Source organism: Methylotenera sp. G11, from assembly GCF_000799735.1.
Classification (GTDB): Bacteria; Pseudomonadota; Gammaproteobacteria; order Burkholderiales; family Methylophilaceae; genus Methylotenera.
The window spans coordinates 642,546-667,864 of the sequence record NZ_JUHH01000001.1 but is presented as its reverse complement, the minus strand read 5'-3'; the positions used below and the strand labels follow the sequence as shown (position 1 = coordinate 667,864).

The 25,319-nt window shown below is 51.5% G+C and carries 19 protein-coding genes and 1 tRNA gene; 13 read left to right on the top strand and 7 right to left on the bottom strand.

Annotated elements, in window-relative coordinates; genetic code table 11:
- Positions 1-22: 22 nt before the first annotated feature.
- Complete coding sequence (locus GQ51_RS02980) at positions 23-442, top strand: group II truncated hemoglobin (protein WP_047549589.1); 420 nt, start codon at positions 23-25, stop codon at positions 440-442.
- A 118-nt stretch (positions 443-560) separates the two neighbouring features.
- Here the strand turns inward: GQ51_RS02980 and GQ51_RS02975 are convergent, their stop codons facing one another.
- Positions 561-1,931: a DEAD/DEAH box helicase gene (locus GQ51_RS02975; protein ID WP_047549586.1), complete on the bottom strand. Its 1,371-nt coding sequence runs from the start codon at positions 1,929-1,931 to the stop codon at positions 561-563.
- Between the two features lie 112 nt (positions 1,932-2,043).
- Positions 2,044-3,642, bottom strand: coding sequence for a DEAD/DEAH box helicase (locus tag GQ51_RS02970; RefSeq protein WP_047549584.1), 1,599 nt, complete (start codon positions 3,640-3,642; stop codon positions 2,044-2,046).
- 368 nt (positions 3,643-4,010) lie between these two features.
- Between GQ51_RS02970 and typA the strand changes: the two genes are divergently transcribed.
- Both typA and fae read left to right on the top strand, forming a co-directional pair.
- A complete protein-coding gene (gene typA / locus GQ51_RS02965; protein WP_047549581.1) occupies positions 4,011-5,834 on the top strand; it encodes a translational GTPase TypA in 1,824 nt (607 codons plus the stop codon).
- A gap of 232 nt (positions 5,835-6,066) precedes the next feature.
- The gene (gene fae, locus GQ51_RS02960) at positions 6,067-6,618 is read left to right on the top strand and encodes a formaldehyde-activating enzyme (RefSeq protein WP_047549575.1); all 552 of its coding nucleotides are present in this window, start codon (positions 6,067-6,069) and stop codon (positions 6,616-6,618) included.
- A 7-nt stretch (positions 6,619-6,625) separates the two neighbouring features.
- Here fae and GQ51_RS02955 read toward each other — a convergent pair whose 3' ends face one another.
- The gene (locus GQ51_RS02955; RefSeq protein WP_047549572.1) at positions 6,626-7,168 is read right to left on the bottom strand and encodes a peroxiredoxin; all 543 of its coding nucleotides are present in this window, start codon (positions 7,166-7,168) and stop codon (positions 6,626-6,628) included.
- Between the two features lie 230 nt (positions 7,169-7,398).
- Here GQ51_RS02955 and GQ51_RS02950 point away from each other — a divergent pair, with 230 nt between their 5' ends.
- The 6 genes from GQ51_RS02950 to GQ51_RS02925 all read left to right on the top strand — a co-directional run bounded on the left by GQ51_RS02950 (position 7,399) and on the right by GQ51_RS02925 (position 14,065).
- On the top strand, positions 7,399-7,713 hold the full coding sequence (locus tag GQ51_RS02950; protein ID WP_152604104.1) for a hypothetical protein: 315 nt from the start codon (positions 7,399-7,401) through the stop codon (positions 7,711-7,713).
- Between the two features lie 192 nt (positions 7,714-7,905).
- Positions 7,906-9,192, top strand: coding sequence for a TolC family protein (locus tag GQ51_RS02945; RefSeq protein WP_052177668.1), 1,287 nt, complete (start codon positions 7,906-7,908; stop codon positions 9,190-9,192).
- 14 nt (positions 9,193-9,206) lie between these two features.
- Entirely contained in the window at positions 9,207-10,367 is a 1,161-nt protein-coding gene (locus GQ51_RS02940; RefSeq protein ID WP_235276153.1) for an efflux RND transporter periplasmic adaptor subunit, read from the top strand.
- A 3-nt stretch (positions 10,368-10,370) separates the two neighbouring features.
- Positions 10,371-13,472 carry an efflux RND transporter permease subunit gene (locus GQ51_RS02935; RefSeq protein ID WP_047549566.1) on the top strand — a complete coding sequence of 1,034 codons (3,102 nt, stop codon included), beginning with the start codon at positions 10,371-10,373 and terminating at the stop codon, positions 13,470-13,472.
- A gap of 40 nt (positions 13,473-13,512) precedes the next feature.
- Entirely contained in the window at positions 13,513-13,848 is a 336-nt protein-coding gene (locus GQ51_RS02930) for a P-II family nitrogen regulator (protein ID WP_047549563.1), read from the top strand.
- A gap of 141 nt (positions 13,849-13,989) precedes the next feature.
- Positions 13,990-14,065: transfer RNA gene (locus tag GQ51_RS02925), tRNA-Arg, on the top strand.
- A 154-nt stretch (positions 14,066-14,219) separates the two neighbouring features.
- Here GQ51_RS02925 and GQ51_RS02920 read toward each other — a convergent pair.
- On the bottom strand, positions 14,220-14,567 hold the full coding sequence (locus GQ51_RS02920) for a DUF3634 family protein (RefSeq protein ID WP_047549561.1): 348 nt from the start codon (positions 14,565-14,567) through the stop codon (positions 14,220-14,222).
- Between the two features lie 261 nt (positions 14,568-14,828).
- On the opposite strand from GQ51_RS02920, the gene GQ51_RS02915 reads away from it, so the two are divergent.
- Positions 14,829-15,986, top strand: a complete 1,158-nt coding sequence (locus GQ51_RS02915; protein ID WP_047549558.1) for an iron-containing alcohol dehydrogenase — start codon at positions 14,829-14,831, stop codon at positions 15,984-15,986.
- A gap of 246 nt (positions 15,987-16,232) precedes the next feature.
- The gene (locus GQ51_RS02910; RefSeq protein ID WP_235276152.1) at positions 16,233-19,982 is read left to right on the top strand and encodes an EAL domain-containing protein; all 3,750 of its coding nucleotides are present in this window, start codon (positions 16,233-16,235) and stop codon (positions 19,980-19,982) included.
- A gap of 71 nt (positions 19,983-20,053) precedes the next feature.
- Here the strand turns inward: GQ51_RS02910 and GQ51_RS02905 are convergent, their stop codons facing one another.
- The 3 genes from GQ51_RS02905 to GQ51_RS02895 are packed head-to-tail and all read right to left on the bottom strand — an operon-like array spanning position 20,054 to position 22,532.
- Complete coding sequence (locus tag GQ51_RS02905) at positions 20,054-20,830, bottom strand: ferredoxin--NADP reductase (RefSeq protein WP_047549548.1); 777 nt, start codon at positions 20,828-20,830, stop codon at positions 20,054-20,056.
- A 17-nt stretch (positions 20,831-20,847) separates the two neighbouring features.
- Positions 20,848-21,783: an electron transfer flavoprotein subunit alpha/FixB family protein gene (locus GQ51_RS02900; protein ID WP_047549545.1), complete on the bottom strand. Its 936-nt coding sequence runs from the start codon at positions 21,781-21,783 to the stop codon at positions 20,848-20,850.
- Positions 21,780-22,532: an electron transfer flavoprotein subunit beta/FixA family protein gene (locus GQ51_RS02895; RefSeq protein WP_047549543.1), complete on the bottom strand. Its 753-nt coding sequence runs from the start codon at positions 22,530-22,532 to the stop codon at positions 21,780-21,782. Before GQ51_RS02895 ends, GQ51_RS02900 begins: the two co-directional genes overlap by 4 nt.
- Positions 22,533-22,665: 133 nt before the next feature.
- Here GQ51_RS02895 and GQ51_RS02890 point away from each other — a divergent pair, with 133 nt between their 5' ends.
- Entirely contained in the window at positions 22,666-23,592 is a 927-nt protein-coding gene (locus GQ51_RS02890) for a LysR family transcriptional regulator (protein ID WP_047549540.1), read from the top strand.
- 14 nt (positions 23,593-23,606) lie between these two features.
- Entirely contained in the window at positions 23,607-25,271 is a 1,665-nt protein-coding gene (locus GQ51_RS02885) for an electron transfer flavoprotein-ubiquinone oxidoreductase (protein WP_047549538.1), read from the top strand.
- Positions 25,272-25,319: the final 48 nt, after the last annotated feature.

The following is a 25,319-nucleotide window of genomic DNA, read 5'->3' as shown; positions in this document are numbered from 1 at the left end:
TTACAGTTGTTTAGTTGATAGCATGATAGATAAGATTGAAGAAGCCGGCAGCGATAAAAGAACGTTTTTTGAACTGCTGGGCGGAGAAGCAAGCGGTGTTGAGAATATTCGCCAGCTGGTCGAGACATTCTACGACATCATGGATACAGACCCCAAAGTCAAGACGCTGCGTGATATGCACCAGCCGGACCTGACTTCAGCGCGCGAAAAACTGTTTATGTTTTTGACAGGGTGGACCGGTGGCCCGCAGCTGTACATTGAACGCTATGGGCACCCCAGGCTGCGCGCGCGCCATATGCCGTTTGCGGTTGATGAATCCGCCCGGGATCAGTGGATGTATTGCATGATCAGGGCCATGCATCAGTTGGCTTACGAGGATGATCTGATGAAAAAACTGGCTTCGCAGCTATACGGTGTGGCTGATTTCATGAGGAATCAGTAATACAGCCATTTTTCTGAATAAGGGCTGTATCCTGGTGATTGCTATTTTCAATTGCGCTTTTGCCGTTCCGGAGTCGTCGTGAACCAGAACGGCTTTATGCGTTGCGTTGGATGTATTCTTATTTGTTAACAGGCAAACCGCCAAGCAGTGCTGCAACCGGTTTTTTCTTGGTGGATACCGTTCTGGTAACCGCTGCCTGTGTTTTCTGCAATGAAGGTTCGTAGGGTTTGTCAAACCAGGGGTCGCTGCTTTTTTGCCGGGCAGGGCGCCTGACAGGGGTCGCAGCCTGGTTATCCTGATAGCTTGTTTTCGTGTGGCTGGTGCGTGACCTGTGAGCCGGCTTTTCAATCTCAATGGTTTCTTTGGAAATCTGGCGCTTGATCAGTTTCTCAATTTCTACGAGATATTTTTCTTCATCTTCAGATACGAATGAAATCGCAACGCCCAGTGCGCCTGCACGGCCAGTGCGGCCAATGCGGTGTACGTAATCCTCAGGTGCGCTTGGAATTTCGTAGTTAATCACCATCGGCAATTCACTGATGTCCAGTCCGCGGGCTGCCACGTCTGTCGCAACCAGCGCAGTGACTGTGCCGGCTTTAAATGCATCCAGCGCTTTGATGCGCTCCAGCTGGCTTTTATCGCCATGGATAGCGTCTGCGGCAATGCCTTGTTTCGCCAGGCTGCGGCTCAGGCGGCTGGCGGTTATCTTTGTTTTGGTGAATATAATCACCTGCTTGGCGTCGGCCTCTTTAAGCAGCTGTACTAACAATGCTTCTTTGTCACTTTGTGCGACCTGATACACTTTCTGTGTCACATTGTCATTGGTCGCATTGCTGCGCGCGACTTCGATCAACTGCGGTTTGGTCAGGAACTCATCCGCCAGTTTCTTGATTTCATTTGAGAATGTCGCTGAGAACATCAGGTTCTGGCGCTGTTTAGGCAATAAGGCCAGAATGCGGCGCAGATCAGGCATGAAGCCCATGTCCAGCATTCTATCGGCTTCATCAAGCACCAGCATCTGCACTTGTCCAAGCTGCAGCGTTTTTTGTTCGATATGGTCGAGCAAACGGCCTGGGGTTGCCACCAGCACTTCCACCCCGGTTTTGAGGTGGGGAGTCTGCGTTTTGATGTCTACGCCGCCGTACACCACCAGCGAGCGCAGTTGTGTGTGTTTGGCATAAGCCCTGACGCTTTCTTCTACCTGTATTGCGAGTTCGCGTGTAGGCGTAAGGATCAATGCCCGCACCGGGTGTTTGGCAGGGGAGGTGCTGCTGTTAGCCAGAGGCAGTAACTTTTGCAGTAAAGGCAGGGCAAACGCCGCGGTTTTACCGGTGCCGGTTTGTGCACCAGCCATTAAATCCCCGCCGGCCAATGCTACAGGGATACCCTGCGACTGGATCGGGGTCGGTGTTGTGTAACCGGATTCGGCAAGCGCCTTGAGTAGCTCTGGCGCTAAGCCTAAATTGTCAAAATTTACTGTTTCGGTCATTGATTTGGATATTAGTCTGATTAATAAGTGATATAAAACAGTTTAACCGCCGATTAAGACAGATATTTTAATAGCTTTTAAAAAATCGGCGTGCATCGGCGGTTAAGGGTTTTTAAGCAAAGTTGCGTGGACGGCGTGGTGCACCGCTACCGGCATTTGCGCCTGCGAAGCCTCGGGCTGCATTGCTTCTGCCTTCGTTGCGGTTGCTGTCACGGCGTGCCGGTGCTGCGCCGCGGTCTGCACGGCCTTCGCTGCGTTGGCCGTCGCGTGAGTAAGGCTTTTTGCCGAACGCTGCGCTGTCGCCGAAGCTGCGGTTTGGGGCGCCTGCATTTGCACCGCGGTTACGGTCACCGGCTGGTCGTTCTGCACGGTTAAACTCTGGTTTTGGCGCATAAGCGGCGGAGTTGCCGTTTACGTCACGTGGCGCTGAGTCGCGGTTGCCGCGGCCTTCAAAGCGGCTGTCACGGCTCTTGTAGCCGCCACGATCATCGCGCGGTTTGAAGCCGCCGCGGCCACCTGGTTTGTGACCGTCGCGACGGTCACCGCGGCCGCCCGGAGCGTCCATCTTCATCGGGCGCTTGGGTTCAAAACCTTCAATCACTGCCGGTTCCATGCGTTGGCCCGTGAACTGCTCAATCTTGCGCAGGATATGGCGATCCATATTCGACGCGAATGAAATGGCTACGCCAGTCGCACCTGCACGGCCAGTACGGCCGATACGGTGTACGTAGTCTTCTGCAAATTTAGGCAGGTCATAGTTGATCACATGGGAGATGCCCGCTACGTCAATACCGCGCGCGGCAACGTCAGTCGCCACCAGTACTTTTACGTCGCCGTGACGCAATTTAGTCAAGGTGCGGTTACGTGCGCCTTGTGTCATGTCGCCGTGCAGCGCTGCGGTTTTGTGGCCGGCTGCGTACAGGTCTTCAGCCAGAACGTCAGCGTGACGTTTGGTTGAAGTGAAAATGATGGTCTGGTTGACTTCCGGGGCAATCAGCAGATGCTCCAGCAGTTTGTTTTTGTGTGTCATGTCATCAACAAAGTGCAAACGCTGTTCAATGTTTGCATGTTTTTCTTTTTGCTGTGCGATCTCGATTGTTTTCGGGTCTTTCAGGATGTCACGGGCGATACGGCCGATGTTGCCATCCAGCGTTGCCGAGAACAGCAATGTCTGACGCTCAGCAGGCAATGCCTCGCAGATGCGTTCAACATCAGGCATGAAGCCCATGTCCAGCATGCGGTCAGCTTCATCCAGAATCAGCATTTGCAGGCGTGATGTGTCAATGCGGCCACGTTCCAGGTGGTCAATGAAACGGCCTGGGGTCGCAACCAGAATGTCCAAAGGTTGTGACAGCAATTTGTTTTGCAGCGGGTAAGGCATGCCACCCACGATGCTTACAGTGCGTGCGCGGATATATTTGCCGTATTTACGAGCAGATTCATTTACCTGGGCAGCCAGTTCGCGTGTCGGTACCAATACCAGGATGCGTGGGCCGCGGCTTCTTGATTCGTGCGGTGTTGCCAGCAGGTTAAGCGCAGGTAATGTAAACGCTGCAGTTTTACCGGTGCCGGTCTGGGCTGATGCCAGCAGGTCGCGGCCGGAGATTACTTCAGGGATCGCCTGCGATTGAATAGGGGTAGGTGATGTATAACCGGCCTCTTCAATAGCACGTAAAATAGCAGGGTGTAAATTTAAAGATTCAAAAGACAAAGTAGTCCCTTTCAAAAAAATCAAAAAAGGGCGCGAGCAAATACATCAATGTTTCTAGTCATGCAAAAACATAACGCAAAAAGCAGATTCAAAAATATATTGAGATGCTTTATTTACCAGCGCACGGGCATAGCCGCTAACCAGTAAAGATAGATTTAACATTAAATCTAAAGATAGTCGCTTCAAAATTTCACGAGCAACCGAGGGTCAGGGCGATGAATCTAAAACTTTTGACAAGTGAGTAAAGTTTTAAGTTGTGCGCATTATAGGGATAAATCTTCTTTTGTCAAAGGTTTAATGTAATTTAACTAAAAGTTTTTGTGCGTAATGTGTTAAAATCGCCGCCTTTCAATGAACCGGTGCAATACATGTCACGCAGCCCTAATACTAGAAACCTCAGAAATATCGCAATTATCGCCCACGTTGACCATGGTAAAACAACCATGGTGGACAAACTGCTACAGCAGGCGGGTACTTTCTCTTCTCACCAGCAAGTCGCCGAACGCGTGATGGACTCCGGTGATATTGAAAAAGAACGTGGCATTACTATTCTTGCTAAAAACACTGCGCTTAACTACGAAGGTACGCACATCAATGTGGTCGATACTCCAGGTCACGCCGACTTTGGTGGTGAGGTTGAACGTGTGCTGGGTATGGTGGATGGTGTGGTGCTGCTGGTTGATGCGGTAGAAGGCCCGATGCCGCAAACACGTTTTGTGACAAAAAAGGCGTTGGCACTAGGTTTGAAACCTATCGTTGTAATTAACAAGGTTGACCGTCCGGGTGCGCGTCCTGACTGGGTGATCAACCATACATTCGACCTGTTTGCCAACTTAGGTGCAACAGATGAACAGCTGGATTTCCCGGTGGTATATGCATCGGCTTTGAATGGCTTTGCAACACTGGATATGAACGTGGCAAGTGACAATATGCGCCCGCTGTTCGAAACTATCCTTAAACACGTAGAGCCACCAAAAGGCGACAGCAGCGCCCCGCTGCAAATGCAGATTTCTGCACTCGATTATTCTACTTACACTGGTCGCTTAGGTATTGGCCGTATTACCAACGGCAGAATCAAACCTGGCCAGGTCGTTGTTGTCATGAATGAAGACAAGCAGATCGCGCAAGGCCGTATTAACCAGGTGTTAGGTTTCAAAGGCCTGGAACGTGTGCCGGTTGAAGAAGCTGAAGCTGGTGACATCGTGATTATTTCCGGCCTGGATGATATTGGTATTGGTTTCACGATCTGTGACCGTGATAATCCTGTAGGTTTGAAGCACCTGGGTGTGGATGAGCCGACATTGACCATGGACTTTATGGTGAACACTTCACCATTGGCCGGTAAAGAAGGCAAGTTCGTGACTAGCCGCCAGATCCGTGATCGCTTGACTAAAGAGTTGCTGGTTAACGTCGCTTTGCGTGTTGAAGATACGCAGGATGCTGACGTGTTCCGCGTTTCTGGTCGTGGCGAGCTGCATTTGACCATCTTGTTGGAGAACATGCGCCGTGAAGGTTTTGAAATGGCGGTAGGTAAGCCACGCGTGGTTTACCGCGAAATTGACGGTGAAAAATGTGAGCCATACGAGATCCTGACCGTGGACCTGGAAGATGAGAACCAGGGCGCGGTGATGGAAGAGTTGGGCCGCCGCCGCGGTGAAATGCAGAACATGGAATCAGACGGCAACGGCCGTACACGTTTAGAGTACAAGATCCCTGCGCGTGGCCTGATCGGCTTCCAGGGGGAATTCCTGACATTGACGCGCGGCACTGGCTTGATGGCGCATATTTTTGATGAATACGCCCCGGTTAAAGCCGATATGCCAGGCCGTCGCAATGGTGTACTGATTTCAGCAGAACAAGGCGAAGCGGTTGCTTATGCGCTGTGGAAACTGCAGGACCGCGGCCGCATGTTCTCAGTGCCTGGCGATATGCTGTATGAAGGTATGGTGATCGGTATTCACAGCCGTGATAACGACTTGATCGTTAACCCGATCAAGGGTAAACAATTGACCAACGTGCGTGCTTCAGGCACCGACGAAGCCGTGCGCCTGATTCCACCGGTAGCATTGTCACTGGAATCAGCAGTTGAGTTTATTGATGATGATGAACTGGTGGAAATCACACCTAAAAACATCCGCATCCGTAAGCGCCACTTGCTGGAGCACGAGCGTAAACGTGCCGCTAAAGAGTAATAAGCAGTTGATAGAAAGCCAGCGTAAGCTGGCTTTTTTTATGGCGCGTAAATTTAAGGCAGGCGCATGTATTGGTCGAGATGGTCATAAGTGCGTGTACGTACAGCCATATTACCGAGTATGTGGCATGATATAGGTACCGGATTCGGACAGCAGTTTGAGCCGGAAACGCTCAGAATCTATTGTCAGATGAACGTAGATTCTGAATTCAAAGATATTTTAGGAGACTAAAATGGCTGTGATTGATCGAGTGTTGGTAGGAGAAGCATTGGTGGTTGAAAACCGTCCTGATGGGCATGGTTTGGATCTTTTAAATGTGGCGCATATTGACCTGATCATGGGGCCGAGGGGCAGTGCGGCAGAAGATGCGTTCTGCCGGACCCTGACCGATCAAAAAATGGGTGTAAATGGTTTACTCGCCATTGTCGCACCGAATATGATGGTGAAACCGAATACCGTCATGTTTAATAAAGTCACCATCAAGAACGGCAAGCAGGCGACACAGATGTTTGGCCCTGCGCAGCGCGGGGTGGCGATGGCGGTGATGGACTGTGTGGCGGAAGGCATCATTCCGGTAGAAGAGGCGGATGATGTGTTTATCTGTGTGGGGGTCTTTATCAGCCACCGTGCCGACATGGATGAACGGATCCAGGAGTGGAATCATCGCGCAACCAAACAGGCCATCATGAATGCGATTGCGCGCGAACCCAAAGCGGCTGATTTGCTGAGGGTCTATAAGGAATCTGTACACCCATTTGCGGCCAAGCACAAAAATGGGCAGTAAAGCCGGTTCATTGCATGTTCTGAATGGTTTTTAAATCATCAATGATCTGCTGTGAGTGGTTGGAAACATTGACATTGGTATAGGTCTTTTTGATTTTGCCGTCAGCATCAATTAAAAACGTATGGCGCTTGGCGATTTTTACTACAAAAAAATCGCTGAGCGCATGATAGCTGTCGGCTACTTTACCGTCAGTGTCGGCCAGCAGCGTAAACGGCAGCTTGTATTTCTCGGCGAATTTCCCGTGAGATTCACTGCTGTCAACGCTGACGCCAATGACTTTTGCACCTAATTTCTCAAGCTGGGACAGGTCATCCCTGAAATGGCAGGCCTCCTTGGTGCAGCCGGGCGTGTCATCTTTCGGGTAAAAATAGAGAACTAAGTACCTGCCGCGGTAGTCAGACAGTGAATGTGACTTGCCTGCTGCATCATTCAATGTGAAATCCGGAGCATCTTCGCCAATCGCCAAACCATGAGGTGCGTGTGCAAAGCTGCGATATCCCAGTATTGCAATCAATAGTACAGCTGTGTAAAAGAACAGTTTTAATAACATAGGGGCGCTTTCAGTTGAGCGGTTGAGTTAAATCGAAAGTCTGACTGATGCGAAAGTTTAACTGATGTTAGCATCATTTGTTTTGCTGCGTAAATTACAAATGGATGCATGAAGTAGTGATGCATACATGCCAACAGTAAAAAAGTTGTTATAATTGCCCGCTTGGAAAGTTACGGTTTTATGACGCGCGTCAGTATGCTTTCTAAATAATAGAATTTTTATCATACAAATTGAAATCAATTAATCTCAATACTGCCGGTATGCGGATGGTTTTTAAAAAACTGCTGTTAATCCTAGGATTAATCGCAATTTTTGCGTCCGTGGTACAGCAGAATTTTGATGAACACAGCAGCGATGCCTTTAACAGTAGCCAGTCTACTGTGATGCAGTTTGATAAAGATAACAATCGTGACCTTGGCGATGCAGCTGCGGTTGCAACAGTTTTATATCATCAATTCCCCGAGAATAGCACCACCTATTACTTCTATAGCGCAAGCTATCAAGAGCCGACCCTGCTGGTTCACCTGAGACCCCCCAACGCTTGATTTCCCAATGGCTTAATTCTTGCAAGCTTAACCTTTAGGCTTGCATGGATTTGCGAGCCCGTTCGTTGCTGATGTGCGTGATGCCTGTTGACAGGCGTTGGCTGCACACAGAGAAATCAATCTTAATAATCATTGATGTTCAGTTAATCGCTATTAACTGGTTTCGATGATTCATTCAGGAAAAAACTGTTTATGCATAGTTTTGGTGCAAATGAGTTGTTGGCAGGCTCTAAAAAAAGTTATTTAACTTCTATTTTATTTATATTGGCCGGTCTGACGCATAGTTATTCTGCGTATTCCGCGCCTGGATTCACATTGGAGCAGATCGTCACGATCGCTGCAGAACAGAATCCCTCAATCAGTATTTCAAAAGCGCGCGAAGATTCTGCAACCGCTTCCGTCATTACAGCAACAACCTATGCCAATCCGCAATTCGAGTTTGGTGCTGGTCCGACCAGTTACAGAACGCCAGGCGGGCAGGGTAATAGTGGCAACTGGGGTGTTGCATTATCGCAGCCTATCGATTTTCCTGGTGTGCGCAACGCCAGGAGAGAAGTCGCAGAAAACCAAGTGCAAGTGGCAACACTGGGCATAGAGCTTACGAAAACTGAAGTACGCACACGCGTGAAAAGCGCCTTTTATGATGTGCTGCAGCGTCAGGCCGTACTGGAGATAGCCGAGGCGGACAGCAATCTGCTCAAAGACATACGTGAGCGCGTCAAGCTGCGTGTGGATGTAGGTGAATCGCCAAAGTACGAACTGATCAAAGCGGATACCGAAGCTTTGGCTGCCGAACGTGACTACCAGGCTGCCAGGGTCAGGGTGACCGAGGCGAAAGCCTATCTGCGCGGCCTGATCGGCACCACGATACCGGAAGATTATAGCCTGGTCGGCGAGCTGCCGCTCAGCAGCAGCCTGCCGAGGGTGGATGAACTGCGTGGCCGTATCAATGAAGCCACGCAGCTCAAGCAGATCCGCGCCGCAATCAAAACTTCCGAAGCCAACTTGCGCCTGCAGGAGCAGTTGCGCAACCCGGGCTTAACGGTTAAGGCCGGTGTTGAACAGGATCCTGATTTGCGTCAGTTCCGGTTGGGCATATCTATTCCGCTGCCGGTGTGGGACCAGCGCAGTGGCCCGATCGCACAGGCGGCGGCTGAGGTGAGGGAAGTCAATGCGATTCTAAGTGACCGCGAACTGGCGATTAAACGGGATATTGAATCAGCCTATCAGCGTTACCTGATCGCACAGCAGCAAGTCGCCGCTTTTGAAAATGGCTTGCTGTCGCAGGCCGAGGCCGTGCTCAGAGTCGCAGAAGCTGCTTACCGTTTTGGCGAGCGCGGCATTCTTGATTACCTGGATGCGCAGCGTACCAAGCGTGTCGTGAGGAAAGACTACTTATCTGCGCGTTATGAATACATTAATACCATGCTGGAGATTGAACGCTTGCTTGGCTATGAACTTTTGGAGGTTAAATCTTAATGACTGCTACATCTATGTTTTCAAATTCTTTACCAGGCAAAAAACTGTTTCTGGCTGTGTGTGCCGCCAGCTTCCTGCTGGCAGGCTGTAACGCAAAGAAAGAAGAGGCTCCGGTTGCCGCCAAGGTGACTGACCCGAATATTGTTGAAATTACAGAGCAGCTGGCAAAGCAGATCGAACTGCATACAGCCGGCAATATCGAGATGCGCGGGACACTGCGTGTTCCCGGCACGATCCAGGTGGATGAACAGCGCATGGCCAGAATCGGTGCCTCGGTGACTGGCCGCATCAAGGACATTGAAGCAACACTTGGTCAGAATGTTAAAAACGGCCAGGTGCTGGCCACGCTGAACAGTACCGAGCTGGCGCAGAACCAGCTGGTTTACATCAAGGCAGCACAGCAGATCGGTTTGCAAAGCAAGGCGGTGGAGCGTGCGCGACTATTGCAGGAAGCTGACGTGATCGGCGCGGCCGAATTGCAGCGCAGGGAAGCCGAGCTGAGTGCAGCGCAGGCTGAACTGAACGCCGCACGTGACCAGCTGCTGGTGCTGGGTATGAGTGAGTCCGCCATTAACAAGCTCACGCAGTCTGGCCAGATCCGTTCCTACAGCAATGTAGTGTCACGCATTTCAGGGACGGTAATCAGCCGTAAAGTGAACCTGGGGCAAGTGGTGCAGCCGGCAGAAGAATTGTTCATTATCGCCGATCTTTCGCATGTGTGGGTGGTGGCCGAAGTGCCTGAGCAGCAGGTTGAACTGATCAAGGTGGATGAAGAAGTTGTGGTTGAGATTCCGGCTTTGGGTGATAAACAATATAAAGCCAAGCTGATTTACGAGGGTGATGTTGTGAACCCGGAAACCAGAACCGTGACAGTGCGCTCTGACCTTGCAAACGATAACCGTGAGATCAAACCGGACATGCTGGTTTCCATGCTGATCCAGTCACGTCCTGAATCCAAACTGGCGCTGCCGTTGCAAAGTATCGTCAGGGAGAACGATACCACTTATGTTTACGTTCAGCTGGCACCGAACAAGTTCCGCCTGCGTGAAGTTGAGCTGGGTGCAGAGCATGACGGTATGGTGACGATTGTAAATGGTGTAGCTGAAGGTGAAGTGGTTGTGGCTGAAGGCGCATTCCATGTCAACAATGAACGTAAACGCAAAGAATTGGAGTAATGCATGATTGAATCTCTGATTCGTGCGGCGCTTAAACAGCGCCTGATTGTGATGGTGTTTGCAGTCGCGCTGATGATTGCAGGCGTATTCGCATTGCAAAGACTTTCCGTGGATGCGTTTCCGGATGTAACCAACGTGCAGGTGCAGATCGCAACGCAGGCTACCGGAAAATCACCGGAAGAAGTCGAGCGTTTTATCACCGTGCCGTTGGAAATATCCATGACCGGCTTGCCGGGCCTGACGGAAATGCGCTCACTCAACCGTAATGGCCTGTCGCTGATTACACTGGTGTTTACAGACAATACCGATGTTTATTTTGCGCGCCAGCTGGTGATGGAACGGCTGATGGAGGTGATGGAGAAAATGCCGCAGGGTGTAACGCCGATTCTTGGCCCTGTTGCAACCGGTCTGGGCGAGGTTTATCAATACACTTTGGATAAGCCAGGTGACGGTGAGAAAGAGCTTTCGGTTGAAGAGCTGACCGAACGCCGGGCGATCCAGGACTGGGTGGTCAGGCCATTGCTGCGCGGTATTTCCGGTGTGGCCGAGATCAACTCCCAAGGTGGCTATGTCAAGCAATACCAGGCGTTGGTGAACCCGGATCGCATGAACCACTATGGCCTGAAGCTGCAGGATATCTACATGGCATTGGCTAAGAACAATGCCAACAGCGGCGGCGGTGTATTGCCGCAGTTTGCAGAGCAATACCTGATCCGCGGTGTGGGCCTGATTGAAAACCTGGATGACATCCGTAATATCGTGCTTAAAGAACAGAACGGCGTGCCGGTTTTTATGCGCGATGTTGCCGAAGTCAAGCTCGGACATGAAGTCCGCGTCGGCGCGGTCATGAAAAACGGCTATACCGAGTCAGTGGGCGGCATTGTGATCATGATGCGCGCCGGTAACGCTAAAGAAGTGGTTAGCCGTGTCAAGGAGCGCGTAAAGGAAATCAACGACAAGGGCATGCTGCCTAACGGCTTGCAGATCGTGCCGTACTATGACCGCAGTGAGCTGGTGGATGCCGCGCTGTTCACGGTGACCAAGGTGCTGATCGAAGGCATCGTCCTGGTGGTATTCATCCTGTTTCTGTTTCTGGGTGATGTGCGCTCCAGCATTATCGTGGTGGCAACGTTGATACTTACGCCGTTGATCACTTTTATGGCGATGAATCATTACGGCATTTCGGCCAACCTGATGTCGCTGGGCGGCTTGGCGATTGCGATCGGCCTTATGGTCGATGGTTCTGTGGTGGTGGTTGAAAACGCCTTCCACCATCTGGGCCACAGGCAAGGCGAAAGCAAGGTGCGCGTTGTGCTGGAAGCAGCCAGTGAAGTGGCTACGCCGGTATTGTTTGGTGTAGGTATCATCATTCTGGTGTTCCTGCCGTTGATGACGCTGGAAGGCATGGAAGGCAAGATGTTTGCGCCTTTGGCATTAACGATCGCAATCGCCTTGTTCGTATCACTGGTGATTTCGCTGACCTTATCACCGGTGCTTTGCTCTTATATTCTGAAGGGCGGTTCAGGTGAAGACACCAAACTGATTCAATCGATTAAAAAACCTTACCTGAAGCTGCTTAACTGGGTGCTTGTCAATGATAAGAAAACCATTGTGACTGCAACCGCGGTGTTTGTGGTTTCCTTGATGGTGGTACCGCTGCTGGGTACTTCATTTATTCCGGAAATGAAGGAAGGGTCGATTGTTCCCGGTATTAACCGTGTGCCCAATATCTCGCTTGAAGAATCCATCAAGATGGAAAATGAAGCCATGCGGTTGATTATGGAGAAAGTGCCTGGCGTTAAATCGGCCATGTCAGGCATCGGCCGTGGCGAAAGCCCGGCTGACCCGCAGGCACAGAACGAATCCACGCCGATCATCAGCCTGAAGCCAAGGGATGAATGGCCTGAAGGCTGGACGCAGGATGACATTGCGGACAAAATGACGGAAGTGCTGTCTGAAGGCTTGCCGGGTGTGCAGATCGTGATGGCGCAGCCGATTTCAGACCGCGTGGATGAGCTGCTGACCGGCGTCAGGTCGGATGTGGCGGTTAAAGTGTTTGGTGACGACATGGCCAAGCTGAAGAGCAAAGCCGATGAGATCGCAAAGATCGCCGGTGGCGTGGCCGGTGCTGTTGACCTGCGCGTCGAGAAAGTATCCGGCCAGCAGTACCTGAACATTACGATCAACAGGCAGGCGATTGCTCGCCAGGGCATCAACGCCTCTGACATTCACGACATCATTGAAACTGCGATTGGCGGTAAGGTGGCCACCGAGATCTATGAAGGCGAGCGCAGGTTCTCCGGTGCGGTGCGTTTCCCGGATGGTTTCAGGAATGACATCGAAGCCATCGGCAATATACTCGTGACCTCACCCAATGGTTCGCGTGTCGCACTGCGTGACCTGGCCGAGATCGAAATCCGTGATGGGCCGGCGCAGATCAGCCGCGAGTTGGGCAAGCGGCGTATCGTGGTGGCCATTAACGTCAAGGATCGCGACCTGGGCGGTTTTGTTGCAGAGCTCCAGCAAACGCTGGATAAACAGCTCAAACTGCCTGACGGTTATTACCTTGAGTACGGCGGCCAGTTCCAGAATATGGAACGTGCGCTGAACCACCTGATGATTATCGTGCCGATCACCATTGCCGCGATATTCTTCCTGCTGTTCCTGCTGTTTAACTCAGTGCGTTATGCGACGATGATTATCATGATCCTGCCGTTTGCTTCCATTGGCGGTATCTTTGCGCTGCTGGTAACCGGCGAGTACCTCTCCGTGCCGGCATCCGTCGGGTTTATCGCCCTGTGGGGGATTGCCGTGCTGAATGGCGTGGTGCTGGTGTCTTATATCCGTTCATTACGTGATGAAGGCAAAGGCCAGATCGAAGCGATCGTGGAAGGCTGTAAACAAAGGTTCAGGCCGGTGATGATGACGGCAACGGTTGCCATGCTGGCATTGGTGCCGTTCCTGTTTGCAACAGGCCCGGGTTCCGAGATTCAGCGTCCATTGGCGATTGTGGTGATTGGCGGCCTGATCAGTTCTACGCTGCTCACGCTGGTCGTGGTGCCAACCTTGTACCGCAGGTTTGAAGAATCAAGAATCGAAGCATAATGCACAGAATAATAATGCATAAGATAAAGGAGTTTCTGAAATGAAAGAAATCAAAGCGGTTATACAGCCGCACCGCCTGCCAAAAATTCGTTCAGCCCTGCGTAATATCAAGGCTTTTCCGGGTATGACCGTCAGTAAAGTGGAAGGCTGCGGCCATTATGTGGCAAAACCGGCTCAGGGCATCAGGGAGGAGTTAACGGACTACAGCCCCAAGGTCCATATTGAGATCATCGTGCCGGACGAAATGCTGGAAGGTGTGCTGCAGATCATTGTAGAAGTCGGGCATACCGGGCAGGTTGGAGACGGCATTGTATGGGTAACGCCGGTAGAACGTTTTATCCGGCTATCAGAGCAGATTAAAGTGATCGATTGCTGATGATTTAACGGTAATTCGGGTAATACCAATATGGGTCATTTGCGCATGCAGCAGTTTTAATGCGTAAGTGGCCCATGTTTCAATCATCAGCATATTTATTAAAGACGTTAAAAGCCTTATACTACGACCCCTGTATTAATGGCCCCCGTAGCTCAGTGGATAGAGCATCCCCCTCCTAAGGGGAGGGTCACACGTTCGATTCGTGTCGGGGGCGCCATAAAATGAAAAGGCTGATTCCATAATGGTTTCAGCCTTTTTACTTAAGCTATTATAGTGAAATGCTTTACACTTTTTTGATTCAAAATCAGCTTTTGATTTAAATTAAGTACTTAAAACAGCTTATCTAATCTTAGCTACTCAAAATTTAATTTTTAGAAAAGTTTTCTCTTTCTTCCAGATTCTGGTGGTGTATTTCCACCAAAATATGCATTAGGCCAAACATTTCTAAATACTTGTTTTTCTGCTTCACTTATTGATCTCGAGAACTTGAGTTTAATACCGAAACTTTCTCGAATGCCAAATATTTTACCTTTGATATTTTTTCGGATTCTTGCAATATCTTCGCATTCCGCGATAAATTTACCAGGCGCTTGGCCTTTGGTAATTTTAACTAGATGGTCGTTAATTTTAATAATAAATACTGTTTTCGAGGGTTTTGCTAGATAAGCAATAATTGCAACTGCATATAAAACAATTACAGTTATAAGGATGGTATCCATTTTAACCTCATTAAGCTGGCGTTTAATATCAGCGCTATCTTTAGCGGAATTTACGTGAATGTTAAGGTTTAATATATTTTGATAATAATAAATTGCAAATCAAGGGGCAAATGATTTGTTCAGGACACATATTACAGCTGGCATTATTTAGTCAGTATTGCTTTGCCTGCGATCATTATTAACCTGCTTATATGTACCAGGTTAATTTGTAGACGACCAGTCTAATATCTAATTGAATTTACAAACTAAAGAGGTTTATATATGCAGAATTTTGATTTTTACAATCCAACCCGGATTGTTTTCGGCAAAGGTAAAGTGGCCGAACTTGATAAACTGGTTCCGGCGAATGCCAGGGTGCTGGTATTAATCGGCGGACAGAGTGCAAGGCACAATGGCACTTTGGATGAAGCCTTGAGTGCTTTGGGCGAAAGGTATGTAGAGCTGTTTGAGGGCATTGAGCCTAACCCCAGGTATGAAACGCTGGTCAAGGCCGTGGCACAGGTTAAAAAAGGTAAGCTGGATTTCCTGCTTGCAATCGGCGGTGGTTCTGTCATTGACGGCACCAAGTTTGTAGCCGCAGCTGCCTGCCAGGATAATGATGCCTGGGAGATACTGCTCACGCGCGGAAGTGATGTTAAAGAGGCCGTACCTTATGGCACTATACTGACATTGCCGGCTACCGGGTCGGAAATGAACGATGGCTCGGTGATTACGCGTGAAGAAGAAAAAGCGAAGCTGCATTTTTCAAGTGAGCATGTGTTCCCGCGGTTTTCGATTCTGGATCCGACCAAAAGCTATACCTTGCCTAAACGCCAGCTGGCGAATGGCGTGGTGGATGCCTTTACCCATACGGTTGAACAATACCTGACTTACCCGGTAGGCGCCATGGTGCAGGACAGGTTTGCCGAAGGGCTGCTGTCAACTCTGGTTGAGATTGGCCCCAAGCTGCTACAAAACCCCCGGGATTATGAATTACAGGCAAATTTCATGTGGAGTGCATCGCTGGCATTAAACGGGCTGATAGGCGCGGGTGTGCCGCAGGACTGGGCAACACACATGATAGGGCATGAAATCACTGCGTTGTATGGTCTTGACCACGCGCAGACACTGGCGGTCATACTGCCGAACATGCTGAGCGTGCGCAGGGATTCCAAACGTGAAAAGCTGCTGCAATATGCGGAACGTATCTGGAACATCGAATCAGGCACGGAAGAAGAGCGCATTGAAGCTGCCATCCGGAAAACACGTGAATTTTTTGAAAGTCTGGGCATGAAAACCCGCCTTTCAGAATATCAGATCGGTGCGGATGCGATTGCCGGTTTAATCAATAAACTTGAATCGCATCACATGGTGACGCTGGGCGAGCACCGGGACGTAGACTTGCAGGTGAGCCGCAAAGTCCTTGAAGCTTCCATTTAATATTCCTTTAATATTTTAAGCATCGCTGGATGGGCCGGCCCTATAAACAGGGTTCATGGCAAATGTCAGCACGGTAAAACGGACAAAGGGCGCTTGAGTGCCCTTTGTCCTTTTCTATACGGTGAAATTAAATAAATATCACTTGGTTTAATCTTAACTATTGTGACAAGATATGAGCCATATTGGTGATATGGTTGGTTTGTAGACTCTCGGTAAGAAATAGAACTTAAGGTGACGCAGCAAAAAGTGAAGTTAACTATTGTACTTAGAGTATTCCAGCGAGTATTCCTGCGAGCCTTTTTGCGGCTGGCACTGCTGTCTGGTTTCGGTATTGCTGCATCCGGCGCCGCATGCGCAACCGAAAAAATCACATTACAGCTGAAATGGCATCACCAATTTCAGTTCGCTGGCTATTATGCAGCGCAGAGCCAGGGTTTTTACCGGCAGGAAAACCTGGATGTGAACATTGTCGAGGGTGGCCAGGGTGTGTCTGCGCTCCAGCAGGTGCTTTCAGGCGACGCACAATATGGCATTGCTGATTCTGATGTTTTAATGTCGCGCGTCAATGGGAAGCCGGTCGTAGCGATCGCGTCAATTTTCCAGCACTCGCCTTATGTGCTGCTGAGCCTGAGCGAGAAAAACATCAACAGCCCGCAGGACCTTATCGGCAAGCGCATCATGCTTTCCAACAATCAAGGTGCAACCCAGTTTAAAGCCATGATGAATAAGGCGGGTATTGGCCTTGAGCGCGTGACGCTGCTGCCGCACACATGGAAGCTGCAAGACCTGATCAAGGGGAATGTAGATGTCATTTCGGCCTATGCCACGGCTGAGCCCGCCCAGCTTGAGGCGATGGGGTATCACCCTTCGATATTAAGCACCCAGAAGTATGGCATTGATTTTTACGGTGATGTCCTGTTTACCAACGAACGTGAGATCACCGCGCATCCCGAGCGTGTAGATGCATTTTTACGCGCTACCAAAAAAGGCTGGGCTTATGCATTTGAACACCGTGAGGAAATCGCCAGGCTGATTGCCGGCATGCCCGGTGTTTCCGAACACGGAATCACCTATGACATCCTGCTTAAAGAAGCCGGCATTATGGAGCCATATGTGCTTTCCGATGTTGTCGAGTTCGGCCACATGAATGTAGAGCGCTGGGAGAGTATTGCCAAGACGCTGGCCATACTTGGGATTATTCCGGCTGATTACAATCTCGCAGGTTTTATTTACAGCAGCAGTGTTTTAGAGCACAGGATTATTCGCTGGATTACCTTTGCCGCAGTTTCGGTATTGATATTGCTGGGGCTGGTTTTTACCTGGAACCTGCAAATCCGGCGCAATGTGAGAAGCCGTACTATTGCACTCCAGGACGAAATCGAGCGGCGCGAACGTGCCGAAAACCTGCTTAAAATAGCCGGCAGCGCTGCGCACCTGGGGGGCTGGATCATGGATATCGAAAGCAGAAAAGTGACATGGTCAGATGAAGTGGCAGCAATTCATGACATGCCTGCCGGCCATTCGCCTACTATTCAGGAGGGGGTTTCATTTTTTGTACCGGAGCACCAGCTGAAAATACAGACTGCGGTCAGTCATTGCATTCAGAGCGGTACGCCTTATGACCTTGAGCTGGAAAAAATAACTGCCAAAGGAAAGCGTATCTGGGTACGCACCATAGGCCAGGCAGTGCGGGATGCGGATGGCACGATTGTACGGTTGCAGGGGGCGTTCCAGGACATTTCTGAGCGCAAGCGTCTGGAAGCGTTCAAGGCAGGCCAGAACGCCATTCTTGAACGTATTGCAGCGAACGCGCCATTGACGGAAGTGCTGCATGCCGCCGTGAAGCTGATCGAATCGCAGTTCCCGAAGTGCATGTGCGCCATCATGCTCATCAGCAGTGATGGGCGTCATTTGAGCAAAGGTGCTGCGATCAAGCTCCCTGATGCTTACATGCAGAGTCTGGAAGGGCTGGAAATCGGCAGCAAAAACGGTTCATGCGGCGCGGCTGCTTATCAGAAGCGGCGGGTTATTGTCGCGGATATTGAACATGACCCGTTCTGGGATAATTACAGGGCAGATGCGATGCAATATGGTTTGCGCGCCTGCTGGTCATCTCCCATCCTGTCAAGCAATCACGCCGTGATCGGTACCTTTGCGGTCTATCATGGGGAGCCGTATATTCCGGGCGATGAAGAGCTGGAACTCGTGGATGCATGTTCGCACATCCTGGGCATTGCCATTGAGCGCCATAATTCACAGGCACACCTGAGATTGCTGGAAAGCGGGATTTCAAGGCTGAATGACATCGTGATGATTACGGAATCGGCGTCGACCGACGATCTGGGGCACCGCATCATATTCGTCAATGAAGCATTCGAGAGCATCACCGGCTTCAGCCGCGAGGACGTGATCGGCAAGTCGTCAAGTATCCTGTATGGCAAGAATACGCAGAAAGAAGAGCTGCAGAAAATAAGCCAGACCCTTGGCGACTGGCGGCCGGTGCATACAGAAGTGATCCACTATAAGAAATCCGGCGAGGAAATCTGGCTGGAACTGGATATTGTGCCCATCAGCGATGTGGTCGGCCTGAGCACGCATTGGGTGGCGGTGATGCGGGACATCACGCAGCGCAAGCAGACCGAGATGAAGATCCAGCAGCTTGCGTTTTATGATTCAATGACCGGTTTGCCGAATCGCCAGCTGCTGATTGACCGCCTCAAGCAGCGCTTGACCTCAAGCTTGCGCAGCCATCATTCCGGCGCAGTACTGTTTATCGACCTCGATAATTTCAAATCCCTCAATGACACCCATGGCCATGATGTAGGAGATATGCTGCTGGTTGAAGTCGCCCGGCGTATCGTGAAATGTGTGCGTGACAGTGATACCGTTGGTCGCCTTGGCGGGGATGAGTTCGTCGTGATTATCAATGAGCTGGATGAAAACCTGAGGGAAGCGGCAGTACAGGCCAGCACGGTGTGCGAAAAGATTCTGCTGAGTTTTAAAGCGCCTTTCCGGCTCAATAGTTATGTACACCACACCACGCCAAGCATAGGCGTTACGCTGTTCAACCATGATACGCCTACCTCTGTAGACGAACTGCTAAGGCGTGCCGACCTGGCCATGTACAAAGCCAAAGATTCCGGGCGCAATACATTCAGCTTTTTTGACCCGCAGATGGAGGCGCTTGTCCGTGAACGGGTTGCACTGGAGGCTGACTTGCATATGGGTATCCTTTACGGGCAGTTCGTGCTGTATTTCCAGCCCCAGCTGAATCAGGAACGGCATATCGTCGGTGCCGAAGCGCTGTTGCGCTGGAATCATCCGCACCGCGGCCTGGTGATGCCGGGATATTTCATTCAGCTGGCAGAGGATACCGGTCTGATTCTGCAGATAGGCGACTGGGTATTGGACAGCGCATGCAGGCAGTTGCTGTCATGGGCGAATAAGCCGCATACCGCAAACCTGGTGCTGTCGGTTAACGTCAGCCCCCGCCAGTATCTGCAGGTTGATTTTGTTGACAAGCTCACCCAGCTGATCGATCGAACCGGGGTGGATCCATCCAAGCTGAAATTAGAGCTGACCGAAAGCATGCTGGTGGAAAATATCGAAGACATCATCGCAAAAATGACGGTGCTTAAAGCCAAAGGGCTAGGCTTCTCGCTGGATGACTTCGGTACCGGGTATTCCTCGCTGTCGTATCTCAAGCGCCTGCCGCTGGATCAGCTGAAGATAGATCAGTCATTCGTGCGGGATGTCATGATCGACAGCAACGATGCCAGCATCGTGAACACCATCATCACCCTCGGCCTGAGCCTGGGGCTGGAAGTGCTGGCGGAAGGCGTGGAAACCGAGGCGCAGATGCAGTTCCTGTCAGGCCATGGTTGCCGGGCATTCCAGGGCTATCTGTTCAGCAAGCCGGTGCCGATTGATGATTTTGAATTGCTGGTTGCAGGGAATCATGCTGGAAATACAGATTATGTTCCTGCGCAGGTTTGATTGATTGCAGCCAGCATCATGAATGCCATGGGTTGGGTGGTGGCATTCAGCCCATGGCGGCAGTTCAAGGTTTATTTTTCTACAAAGGCGCGTTCAATCACATAATCCCCCGGGTCTCCGATGCGCAGCGATACTTTGAATCCACGGGCATCCAGCAGTGCTTCCGTATCGGCAAGCATTTGCGGGCTGCCGCATATCATCGCCTTGTCGTTCTCAGGGTTCAGCGGTGGCAATCCGATATCTTCAAACAGCTTGCCGGAATTGATCAGGTCGGTGAGCCGACCCTGGTTGCGGAACGGCTCCCTGGTGACTGTAGGGTAGTAAATCAATTTACTCCGGACTTCTTCACCAAAGAACTCATTGTTGGGCAGTGTATTTTCAATAAAATCGGCATAGGCGAGCTCACTGAGCTGGCGAACCCCGTGTATCAATACCACTTTTTCAAAGCGGTCGTAGACTTCAATGTCCTGGATCAGGCTCATGAAAGGTGCGAGACCGGTACCGGTGGATAATAAATAAAGGTTTTTGGCAGGCTTCAGGTCATGGATCACCAGGGTGCCGGTAGGTTTCCTGCTCACCAGCAACTCGTCACCTGGCTGCAGGTGCTGCAGGCGCGAGGTCAGGGGGCCATTGGGAACCTTGATGCTGAAGAACTCCAGATGCTCTTCATAGTTGGGGCTGGCAATGCTGTAGGCGCGTGTAAGGGGGCGTCCGTCAACCTCCAGTCCTATCATCACGAATTGGCCGTTTTCAAAACGCAGGCCAGGGTCACGCGTGGTCTTGAAGCTGAACAGGCTGTCATTCCAGTGATGGACACTCAGGACGCATTCGGTTGAATATTTACTCATGATTCTTTCTTTTCCGGTTATTGAACAGCTGCCGTAAGTGCAGGCACGGCTTCGAATAAATCCGCTACCAGCCCATAATCCGCAACCTGGAATATCGGCGCGTCAGGATCCTGGTTGATTGCCACTACGATTTTGCTGTCTCTCATGCCATAGGTATGCTGCACCGCGCCAGACACGCCAACTGCAATGTAAAGCTCAGGTGCCACGACAACGCCGGTCTGGCCAACCTGTATATCGTTAGGCGCAAATCCGGCATCGACAGCGGCACGCGTGGCGCCCAGGGCAGCCCCGAGTTTTTCGGCCAGCGGTGCCAGCACTTGTTCAAAGCTGGCGGCACTGCCCAATGACCTGCCGCCGGAAACGACGACTTTGGCAGAACTTAAAGCCGGGCGGTCTGATTGGCTGCGTGTTTCCGATACCCAGCGTGACTTGCGCTGTGCTGGCGGAGCCTCAAGCTGCTGGATATGTGCTTTGTTTTCAATTGCACCCGCAGCCGGGTAGTTGCTGCCGTGTATGGTGAGCACCTGGATGGCGTCTGCACTCTGGATCGTGGTGTAAATGTTACCGGCATAGACCGAACGCACATAAGTATTGTCTGCCTGGATTTCCAATACGTCGGAAATCATGGCTACATCAAGCAGCGCAGCAGCGCGCGGCAAGATATTGCGGCTGAATGATGAGTGCGCCGCAAGAATGACCTTGTATTCGCGGCCTGTGGCGGCAATCAGTTTAGCCAAGTCTTCTGCCAGCTGGTGGCTTAAATGTTCGGCATCTGCATGCAGCACGCGGCTTACTCCGGTAATTGAAGCTGCCTGCTGTGCAACGGCGCTGATATTGCTGCCGGCCACCAGTACCTCGATCGGCAAGTTCCAGAATTGTGCAGCCGTGACCGCCTGGTAAATGGATGGGTTGATTTCTGTGCCGTTATGCTCGGCCAGGATTAGGGTTTTCATAGCTGGACTCCTTCATGGGTACGCAATTTTTCTAGCAGCTCCGTGATGCTGCCGACCTTGATGCCGGCTTTTCTGGCAGGTGGTTCTGACACTTTCAGAAGTTTAAGGCGCGGTGTCGCGTCAACACCCAGTTCCGCTGCGCTGATGGTTTCTATGGGTTTTTTTCGTGCCATCATCAGATTAGGCAGCTTTACAAAGCGCGGTTCGTTCAGGCGCAGGTCTGCGGTAATCACGGCGGGAAGATCCAGCGCCAGGGTTTCGGTGCCGCCGTCCACTTCGCGTGTCACTGCAATCTCGTTCCCGTTCACTGCCAGTGCCGATGCGAAGGTTGCCTGCGGATAATCGAGCAATGCCGCCAGCATCTGGCCGGTTTGGCCTGCGTCGTCATCAACGGCCTGCTTGCCCAGAAGGACAATATCCGTCTGCTCGCGTGAAGCGATGGATTTCAGCAGTTTTGCCACCGCCAATGGCTGCAGCGCTGCATCACTGTCTACGAGTATGGCCCGGTCAGCACCCATGGCCAGCGCATGCCTGAGCACGTCCTGATTGGCTGCGGTGCCAAATGAAACCGCAACGACTTCAGTGGCGATGCCTTTTTCCTTAAGACGGAGCGCTTCCTCGATGGCATTCTCATCAAATGGATTCACGCTCATTTTGACGCCGTCAATATCGACATCTGAGCCATCCGGTTTGATGCGAACCTTGATGTTGTAATCGACCACACGTTTTACTGCGACTAGTATTTTCATAACAGCTTCCTTTGCAATTGCTGTGCATTTTACAGTGGCGTATAATATAAGTTAAATTGATTGTTAAGATAGTTTATATCTATTTTATAGATATTTGATTTGCAGGTTCGAATTTCAAAAATACTAAGGTCCTATGAAATATACCTTAAGACAGCTTGAGATATTTGTTGCGATCAGCCGCACTGAAAGCGTATCGCGTGCGGCCGAAGAGCTGGCACTTTCGCAGTCTGCAACCAGTACGGCATTGAGCGAGTTTGAGCGGCAGTTCGACCTGCAGCTGTTCGACCGCCTGGGCAAATCGCTGCGCATCAACGAAGCCGGGCAGCAGCTGCTACCCCGCGCCGTGGAGCTGCTGGACCGTGCAAAGGAAATCGAGAACCTGCTGCATGGGCACGCGGGTTTCGGGCATATGAAAATCGGCGCAACATTAACGGTGGGCAACTATCTTGCAACGATGCTGGTGGCAAGGTTTTTGCAGGAGCACCCGGAAAGCCGGATCCAGCTGCAGGTCCACAACACCAGTACGATCGTGCAGCAGATCGCCAGACATGAACTCGACCTGGGGCTGATAGAAGGCGACTGCAACCATGCCGATATCGAGGTTCAGCCATGGGTGGCGGATGAGCTTGTGGTGTTTGCCGCCCCGCATCATCCATTGGCCGGTTTGGAAAAAATCACGATGGAACAGCTGCTGCAGGAACAATGGATACTGCGCGAGAAAGGCTCCGGCACGCGGGCAACCTTTGACCGCGCATTTCATAACAGCCATGCCAGGCTGCACATCAGGCTGGAGCTGGAGCATACCGAAGCGATCAAGCGTGCTGTCGAGTCCGGGCTTGGCATAGGCTGCATATCGCGCCTGGCGCTCAAGGACGCCTTCCGCCGCGGCAGTTTGGTGCCGCTCGCAACCCCAGGCCTTGATCTGGGCAGGTATTTCTATTTTTTATGGCATAAACAGAAATACCAGACCACAGGCATGCGTGAATTTATAACTTTATGCAAGGCAATGACCGCCGGCGTTGAGCGCAGCGATCAGGTGAACTTGCCGGAAATATCCTGAAGGGCAGTAAAGAGATGACAAATGTACAGCGTGATGTAATGAACTATGATGTCCTGATCGTCGGGGCGGGACCATCGGGGCTGGCCGCGGCAATCAGGCTCAAGCAGCTTGCCGCCGAGTCTGGCAGGGAGCTGAGCGTATGCCTGCTGGAGAAAGGGGCCGAGGTCGGGGCGCATATACTATCGGGAGCGGTGATAGACCCCATTGCGCTGAATGCGCTTATCCCAGGTTGGCGCGAACAGGGTGCGCCGCTCAATACTGCCGTAGGCGAAGATGAGTTTCTGATATTGAGTGAACGCAAAGCCTGGAAAATCCCGCACTGGCTGATGCCGCCGCTGATGAATAATGGCGGCAATTATATCGCGAGCCTTGGCGATGTCTGCCGCTGGCTGGGGGAGCAGGCAGAAAGCCTGGGGGTCGAGATCTATGCCGGTTTTGCGGCACAGGAGATGCTTTATAACGAAGACGGACAAGTGGCCGGTATCATTACCGGCGATATGGGACGCAATGCCAATGGCGAACCTACTGCGCAGTTTGCCCAGGGTATCGAGATCAGGGCGCAATATACGCTGGTGGCTGAAGGCACGCGCGGTTCACTGACGCGTGAACTGGAAAAGCATTTTGGCTTGCGTAAGCATGCATCGCCGCAGAAATATGGCTTGGGATTCAAAGAGGTCTGGCGCATCCCTGCTGAACAGCATCGGCCGGGGCTGGTGCAGCATAGCCTGGGTTGGCCATTGGATAGCGATACCGGCGGCGGCTCCTTTATTTACCATTATGGTGAGCAGCTGGTTTCCATTGGCTTTGTCGTGCACCTGGACTACGCCAATCCGCACCTGTCGCCCTATGACGAGTTCCAGCGTTTCAAGACACACCCGGCGATCAAGCCGCTGCTGCATGAAGGCAAACGGTTAAGCTATGGCGCAAGGGCGATCAGTGAAGGCGGCATCCAATCCTGGCCGGAGCTGATATTTCCCGGCGGCGCACTGATCGGCTGCGCGGCCGGCATGGTTAATGTGCCGCGCATCAAAGGCAGCCATAATGCCATGAAGTCCGGCATGCTGGCGGCAGAGGCGGTTTTTGAAGCGCTGGGGTGCGAGGATGTAGAACAATCGCGGCTGCTGCATGCTTATCCGCAGGCGTTGCGTGCATCATGGGTATGGCGCGACCTGTATGCCGTACGCAACGTGAAACCGCTGTTATCGGCATTTGGCAGCTGGGCAGGCATGCTGTTCAGCGGGCTCGAGATGTGGCTGGCCGCTATCGGGCTGCATTTACCGTGGACCCTGCGGCACAGAAGGGCTGACCATGAGTGCATCAAGCCTGCTGCGGCGATGCCGAAGATCAGCTATCCTAAACCTGATGGCATTTACAGTTTTGACAGGCTCAACTCGGTGAGCTTAAGCAATATCGCCCACGATACCAACCAGCCCTGCCATTTGAAGTTACTGGATAAGAATATCCCGATCGCTATTAACCTGGCAGAATATGATGCGCCTGAGCAGCGCTATTGCCCGGCTGGCGTATACGAAATTATCAGGCAGCAGGGGGCGGATCATCTGCAGATCAATGCGCAGAATTGCATTCACTGCAAAACCTGCGACATCAAGGACCCGACCCAGAATATCGTCTGGCAACCGCCGGAAGGCGGCAGCGGGCCAACCTATCTCGGCATGTGATGCGTAAGCCATGGATAGGTGAAGCCGGACATGCCGATGGCAGCAAAG